The sequence below is a fragment of the Methylocaldum sp. genome (assembly GCF_039794385.1).
GTDB lineage: Bacteria > Pseudomonadota > Gammaproteobacteria > Methylococcales > Methylococcaceae > Methylocaldum.
In genome coordinates this window covers 1-6,196 of sequence record NZ_JBDIVO010000274.1, presented here as the reverse complement: position 1 = coordinate 6,196, position 6,196 = coordinate 1, and the positions used below count along the sequence as shown (strand labels likewise).

Annotated in this window: 8 protein-coding genes; 2 read left to right on the top strand and 6 right to left on the bottom strand. The window is 56.4% G+C overall.

The features are described from left to right. The 4 genes from panC to pcnB form a co-directional block, all read right to left on the bottom strand. Positions 1-578, bottom strand: a 578-nt coding sequence (gene panC, locus ABJK70_RS18470) for a pantoate--beta-alanine ligase (protein WP_347258722.1), incomplete at its 3' end; no start/stop codon positions are given. Between the two features lie 32 nt (positions 579-610). Beyond that, positions 611-1,414, bottom strand: coding sequence for a 3-methyl-2-oxobutanoate hydroxymethyltransferase (gene panB / locus ABJK70_RS18465; protein WP_077728499.1), 804 nt, complete (start codon positions 1,412-1,414; stop codon positions 611-613). After that, positions 1,407-1,907 carry a 2-amino-4-hydroxy-6-hydroxymethyldihydropteridine diphosphokinase gene (folK, locus tag ABJK70_RS18460; protein ID WP_240502386.1) on the bottom strand — a complete coding sequence of 167 codons (501 nt, stop codon included), beginning with the start codon at positions 1,905-1,907 and terminating at the stop codon, positions 1,407-1,409. Before folK ends, panB begins: the two co-directional genes overlap by 8 nt. A gap of 7 nt (positions 1,908-1,914) precedes the next feature. Beyond that, on the bottom strand, positions 1,915-3,216 hold the full coding sequence (gene pcnB / locus ABJK70_RS18455) for a polynucleotide adenylyltransferase PcnB (RefSeq protein WP_346425832.1): 1,302 nt from the start codon (positions 3,214-3,216) through the stop codon (positions 1,915-1,917). Positions 3,217-3,497: 281 nt separating this feature from the next. Between pcnB and ABJK70_RS18450 the strand changes: the two genes are divergently transcribed. After that, entirely contained in the window at positions 3,498-3,695 is a 198-nt protein-coding gene (locus ABJK70_RS18450) for a hypothetical protein (protein WP_077728502.1), read from the top strand. A gap of 82 nt (positions 3,696-3,777) precedes the next feature. Next, positions 3,778-4,263, top strand: coding sequence for a peptidylprolyl isomerase (locus ABJK70_RS18445; RefSeq protein ID WP_077728503.1), 486 nt, complete (start codon positions 3,778-3,780; stop codon positions 4,261-4,263). Between the two features lie 55 nt (positions 4,264-4,318). Here ABJK70_RS18445 and rimO read toward each other — a convergent pair whose 3' ends face one another. Together rimO and cmoB are read right to left on the bottom strand one after the other, a co-directional pair. Further along, positions 4,319-5,635, bottom strand: a complete 1,317-nt coding sequence (rimO, locus tag ABJK70_RS18440; protein WP_077728504.1) for a 30S ribosomal protein S12 methylthiotransferase RimO — start codon at positions 5,633-5,635, stop codon at positions 4,319-4,321. Between the two features lie 66 nt (positions 5,636-5,701). After that, a partial coding sequence (gene cmoB, locus ABJK70_RS18435) for a tRNA 5-methoxyuridine(34)/uridine 5-oxyacetic acid(34) synthase CmoB (protein ID WP_347258721.1) occupies positions 5,702-6,196 on the bottom strand: 495 nt, incomplete at its 5' end.

The window sequence follows — 6,196 nt, the reverse complement described above, 5'->3', positions numbered from 1 at the left end:
AGATACGCATTTCTAGAACTCATCGCCAATCCGCTCGGCTCTCTGACGGTCGGGACGGCGCGAATGCGCACGGGAAAATCGAGATCCGCCACCATGCGGCGGATTATCAACAGCTGCTGATAATCCTTCTCGCCGAACAGCGCGATATCGGGCTGCACCAGGTTGAAGAGCTTGCTGACGATAGTGGCGACGCCTCGGAAATGTCCCGGCCGGAACCGACCGCAGAGTTCATCGGACAAACCCGGCACCTCGACGAAAGTTGTAACCCCCGAGCCCGTGGGATACAGCTCGGCCACCGAAGGCATGAACAGGAGATCGACTGCCGCGCTGCGAAGCTTTTCCGAATCTTCCGCGGGCGTTCGCGGGTAGGCATCGAAATCTTCGCCGGGAGAGAATTGAGTCGGATTGACGAAGACGCTCACCACAACCTTATCGGCGAGTTGCTTCGCCTCGCGGACAAGATGCACGTGCCCGGCATGCAGGTTTCCCATGGTCGGCACGAAAGCCACGGAAAGATCTTTCGAACGCCATTCCCGCACGGCTTGGCGCAAATCGCTTATGGATTCGATAATGAGCATGACGAGCCTTGGATTATCCGCCGAAAGAACCGCTAAAAACTGTGGTCCAACGCCGGGAACCGGCCGGATCTCACATCGTCTGCGTAATTGCGGATAGCCGACGGAATATCCTCGGCGCCTTGAAGAAAATTTCTGGAAAACTTGGGGCGCTTGCCCGGCGTGATGCCGAGCATATCGTACAGTACGAGAATCTGGCCCCCACAGCCCGGACCCGCACCTATGCCGATCGTCGGGATATCGAGAGCCGCCGTAATCTCGCCGGCCAAGGTCGCCGGCACACATTCGAGCACCAACACACTAATACCCGCTTCCTGAAGAATCAAGGCATCCTCGAGGATTGCCTGTGCGGCTTTTTCTTCTTTTCCCTGCACGAGATAACCGCCGACCTGATGAACCGATTGAGGCAGCAGCCCCAAGTGACCGCAAACGGGAATATTCTGCTCTACCAAGGCACGAACGATCTCGACCCGCTTCCGCCCGCCTTCGATCTTGACCATATGTGCCCCGCCACGTATCAACCTAGCGGCGCTATCGATCGCCTGCGCCGGACCGGAATAACTGGCGAACGGCATGTCCGCCGCCAATACGGCGCGGCGAATTCCGCGCGCCACGCACCGGGTATGGTAGACCATATCGTCCAAGGTCACCGGCAACGTCGTCGGCTCGCCTTGCACGACCATTCCCAAGGAATCGCCGACCAAAACCAGATCCACGCCGGCATCGTCCATGAGTTTGGCGAAGCTGGCATCGTAAGCGGTAAGAGCCACGATTTTTTCATCGCGCCGTTTCATCGCCGCGAGATCCGGAATAGTCAAAGCCTTGGCCGCATCATACATGCTCGATTACCCTCAATCCTCGTTGCGGACACTTCCGAACCAGATCAGCCAATCGCCCCTTGCCGGGAATCTCGAGCTCCGGCGCGATCTCCTCGAGCGGATACAGCACGAACTCGCGGTCCGCGATTCCCGGATGAGGGACGGTCAGCACTTCGCTCGCTATGATTTCGCACCCGTACAGCAACAAATCCAGGTCCAGCGTCCGAGGTCCCCAGCGTTCGCCCTTGCGCACCCGCCCGTGAGCCGTCTCTATGGCCTGAAGTTCGCGCAACAACTCCAGCGGCCCCAATGTCGTTTCGACCGACATTACGGCATTGATGTAATCGGGCTGATCGCCCGGTCCCATGGGCGCACTGCAATAAAGGCTCGAAAAAGCCAACTCCCGGATACCCTCTATCTTACTAATAGCCGAGCGCGCCGACTTGATGGTTTCGATGGGATCGCCCAAATTGGCGCCCAGACCGATATAGGCCGCCGTTTTATCGAATGGCACAACATGATCAGACGGAAACATTGGCAGAAGATTCAGAGCGCGATTTGCGTTTACGCGACCGCGATCTGCCGGAGCGGCGCCGGCCGGGACTCGTCATGGCTTTCCGCTCGGCTTCGTCGGCCTGCTGGAATCGAGTCCACCACTCGGCGAGCGACGGCTCGGCCTCTCCGGTCTCGGCCCGGAGCAACAGGAAATCGTAAGCGGCACGAAAGCGGGGATGGGTCAACAAACGAAACGGCCGTGAGCCGACAATCCGTTCAAAACGCGGCTGCAAGGCCCAAACCTCCCGAGCCGGTAGACTGACCGTCCGGGGCAAAGCGGTATGACGAACTTGCCGTGCAATCACCTCACCCGCAGCTTCCTGATAGGCCAAAATATCGCTTTCTCCGGCCTTGATTCGGGCTTGCGCGCCCGCCCGAACCGGTTCCCACAACAAGGCCGCGAACAGAAAATATGGCGCTACCGGTTTTCCCTCTTGCACTCGCTGATCGGTCCGTTCCAAGGCTTTGGCCAAGAATGTCAGCGGAAACCCCTGCTGCTCCTTGGCCAAACACCGCTCCGTCTCGGGAAACAGTGCCGCGAACAAACCGTAGTGCCTGAGCTGTTCGAAAGTCTGTACCGCATAACCGGACAAGAACAGCTTAAGAACCTCTTCATAAAGACGAGCCGGCGGAATTTCCTGTAGCAGACTCGAAAACCGTTTGATCGGATCGGCGCAGCTCGGATGAATGGTAAAGCCGAGTTTGACGGAGAAGCGTAACGCCCGCAGCATCCGTACCGGGTCCTCCCGATAACGTTGCTCCGGGTCGCCGATTAGTCTCAGCATACCGGCCTTGTGATCCTCCATGCCGCCGACGTAATCCACCACGGAAAAATCATTGATGTTGTAATACAACGCATTAACCGTGAAATCGCGGCGGAAGGCGTCCTCTTCGATGGTTCCATAGACGTTATCCCTAAGGATGCGGCCATTCTCGATGATGCGCCCCCCGTGACTCTCCTCGCCTGCGAGCCCTCGAAAGGTTGCCACTTCGATAATTTCCTCGCCGAAATGCACATGAGCGAGGCGAAAACGCCGACCGATCAAACGGCAATTGCGGAAAATCGCCCTGATCTCTTCGGGATGCGCGCTGGTTACCACGTCGAAATCTTTCGGCTCGCGCCCCAAAAGCAAGTCGCGTACGCAACCGCCGACCAAATAAGCCTGATACCCGGATTTCTTCAGGCGATAAAGCACCTTTAGCGCGTTATCGCTGATCATCGATCGGGAAATCATGTGTTCAGATCGCGGATAAATCCTAACGCTCACCGCTGCCTCCGGCTTGGGCTGCGGCAATTTGAACAACCTTTTGACGAAGTTGAAGATTGGCAGAGGAGTATCTTGTTCGTTAGACCTAAAAGAAGCCGGAATGTTACCTTAGGCGGCGGGCACACTCAACGTGCCGGACCCTCGATCTGCTTCCGTATGACAACAGCGTCGATCGGCTCAGATCGTCAACACCGATTTTTGAAAAATTACGGATTCAAACGAGTAAGATCGGTTCTAAGAAGAAAGTTCACTCATCCAGAGTATTTCGAGGAGTCGTGCTTATGTTTGAGAACTGGTTCAGCCAGATGAACGAGTTCATCCTCTCTCATCCGCACTGGATCGCGAAACTGGATTTTCTGCTGCGGGTGAAATGCGGGATTTTGACAGCATTGATGGGGATTTTCGTGTATCTCATCTACAAGGAACAAAGCAAACCCGCCGGGAAACCCAAAAAATCTCCTTATCGCTTTGTCGCTTGATCTAAATCGGAAAAACGCTGTCTATCATAGTGAAAACTCGTTATGATGGGAATTTCAACCACCGCGACAGCAAGGGTATCTCATGCAAGTATCACCCCGCAAAGTGGTCCATATCCACTACACCCTCACCAGCGATGACGGCGACATCCTCGACAGTTCCAAGGATCAAGGTCCATTGGCCTATATTCACGGCATGGGCAACATCATTCCCGGACTGGAGAATGCGTTAACCGGTCGCGCCGTGGGCGACAAGCTCAAGGTCAGCATTCCGCCGGAAGAAGCGTATGGCTTGCGAGACGACGACCTTATTCAGTCGGTACCGAAAACGGCCTTTGAAGAGGGACAAGAGATACTGCCTGGCATGCAATTTCAAGCGCAGTCTCCGGAAGGTCTTCAGCTGCTTACGGTAATCGGCGTAGACGATGACGAGGTAGTCCTGGACGGCAATCATCCGATGGCCGGCCTTACTTTGAATTTCGAGGTTGAAATCACGGACGTTCGCGATGCTACGCCCGATGAGCTGGATCACGGCCACGTACATGGTCCGGGCGGACATCACCACGGCTGATTCGATTCGCAGAACGAGGCGGCTATCTTTCTTCGCCGGATAGCCGCCTACAAATCTAACGGTTTGCGAGACGCGCCCACGAATCGTGGTCGTCGGCATCCTCAAGAACCACCTCGACCCAGTCGCCGACCTTCAAATGGGTCGCGCCATCGATAAATACTTGGCCATCGATTTCAGGAGCATCGGCCCGGCTGCGAGCGACCGCCCCCTCCTCCACAACCTCGTCGACCAAAACGATTTCCTGCAACCCGATCTTCGACTGCAGCCTATCAGCGCTGATTTGAGCCTGAACCTCCATAAACCGCGCGAGGCGTTCTTCTTTCACGGCTTCCGGCACAACATCGGATAACTCGTTGGCAACCGCGCCCTTGACGGGCGAATAGGTAAAGCACCCGACCCGGTCGAGCTGGGCTTCTTGAAGAAACGCCAACAGCTGCTCAAAATCCGCCTCGGTTTCCCCCGGAAAGCCGACGATGAACGTACTGCGAAGCGTGATTTCCGGGCAGATGTTCCGCCACTCGGCGATCCGGGCCAAGACATCCTCTGCGGCTGCCGGACGCTTCATCAGCTTCAGAATTCGGGCGCTGGCGTGCTGGAACGGAATGTCCAGATAGGGCAGGATTTTTCCCTCCGCCATGAGCGGGATAACTTCATCCACGTGGGGATAGGGATAAACATAATGCATCCGCACCCAAACCCCGAACTCCCCCAGAGCCTTGGCCAAATCATAGAAGCGGGTCTTGAGCGGACGCCCGCCCCAGAAGCCGGTTCGATACTTCAAATCGATGCCGTAGGCGCTGGTATCTTGCGATACGACGAGCAGTTCCTTCACTCCAGCCGAAACTAGGCGCTCCGCTTCCGCCATCACGTCGCCGATGGGGCGGCTGACCAGATCACCGCGCAAGCTCGGAATAATGCAAAACGTGCAGCGATGATTGCAGCCCTCGGAGATCTTCAGGTAAGCATAATGGCGAGGCGTTAGTTTGACTCCTTCCGGCGGCACCAGATCGACAAAAGGATCGTGAAGAGGCGGCAAATGCTCATGCACCGCCTCGACAACCTCTTCATAGGCATGGGCGCCGGTAACCTTCAGCACTTGAGGATGGCGGGATCGAATCTCGCTCTCGCGAACGCCCAGACATCCCGTAACGATGACCTTACCGTTCTCTTTCAAAGCCTCGCCTATGGCGTCCAGGGACTCCTCGACCGCGGCATCGATGAATCCGCAGGTATTCACAACGACAAGATCAGCGTCCTTATATGTCGGAACGAGGCTGTAACCTTCGGCACGCAACTTGGTCAGAATGCGTTCACTATCTACCAACGCCTTGGGACAGCCAAGGCTGACAAAACCGATACAGGGTGTTTTCATGAAGAAATATGCGAGGGAGGAACAAAGGATAGAGGGATAATTTTACGCCAGCGGTGGTTTCCGATTCTAAGGGCTCTCGGCGATGAACACCGCGCGCACCGGCGCGGGCAAGCCCTCGATCGTCAGTTCCGGGTTGGCCGGGTCCAGGAAATCGGACAGAGACTGAAAGCGCATCCAGTCCGTGGAGCGTTGCTCGTCGGCTGTGGTCCTCGTCACATCGACGACCCGGCCGTTTCGGTAACCGCATCGCCTTAGCCACGATAACAAGGTAGCGCAGGACGGAATGAACCACACATTGCGCATCTGCGCATAGCGATCCTCGGGCACCAAAACCTGACCCAGCCCACCGTCGACGACCAAAGTCTCCAAGACCAATTCACCGCCGGATCTGAGACAGCCCTTGAGCTCCAAAAGATGATCGAAAGGCGAACGGCGATGGTAAAGCACCCCCATCGAAAAAACGGTGTCGAAAGCACGGAGATTGGGCGGAACATCCTCTATACCTAGGGGAAGCACATGAACCGGAAAATCGCCGGCAAAATGCTTGACCGCCAGAAATTG

Coding starts and splice junctions, on each gene's coding strand:
- panB (WP_077728499.1), bottom strand. CDS start 1,414: ATGTATGATGCGGCCAAGGCTTTGACTATTCCGGATCTCGCGGCGATG.
- ABJK70_RS18450 (WP_077728502.1), top strand. CDS start 3,498: ATGTTTGAGAACTGGTTCAGCCAGATGAACGAGTTCATCCTCTCTCAT.
- ABJK70_RS18445 (WP_077728503.1), top strand. CDS start 3,778: ATGCAAGTATCACCCCGCAAAGTGGTCCATATCCACTACACCCTCACC.
- rimO (WP_077728504.1), bottom strand. CDS start 5,635: ATGAAAACACCCTGTATCGGTTTTGTCAGCCTTGGCTGTCCCAAGGCG.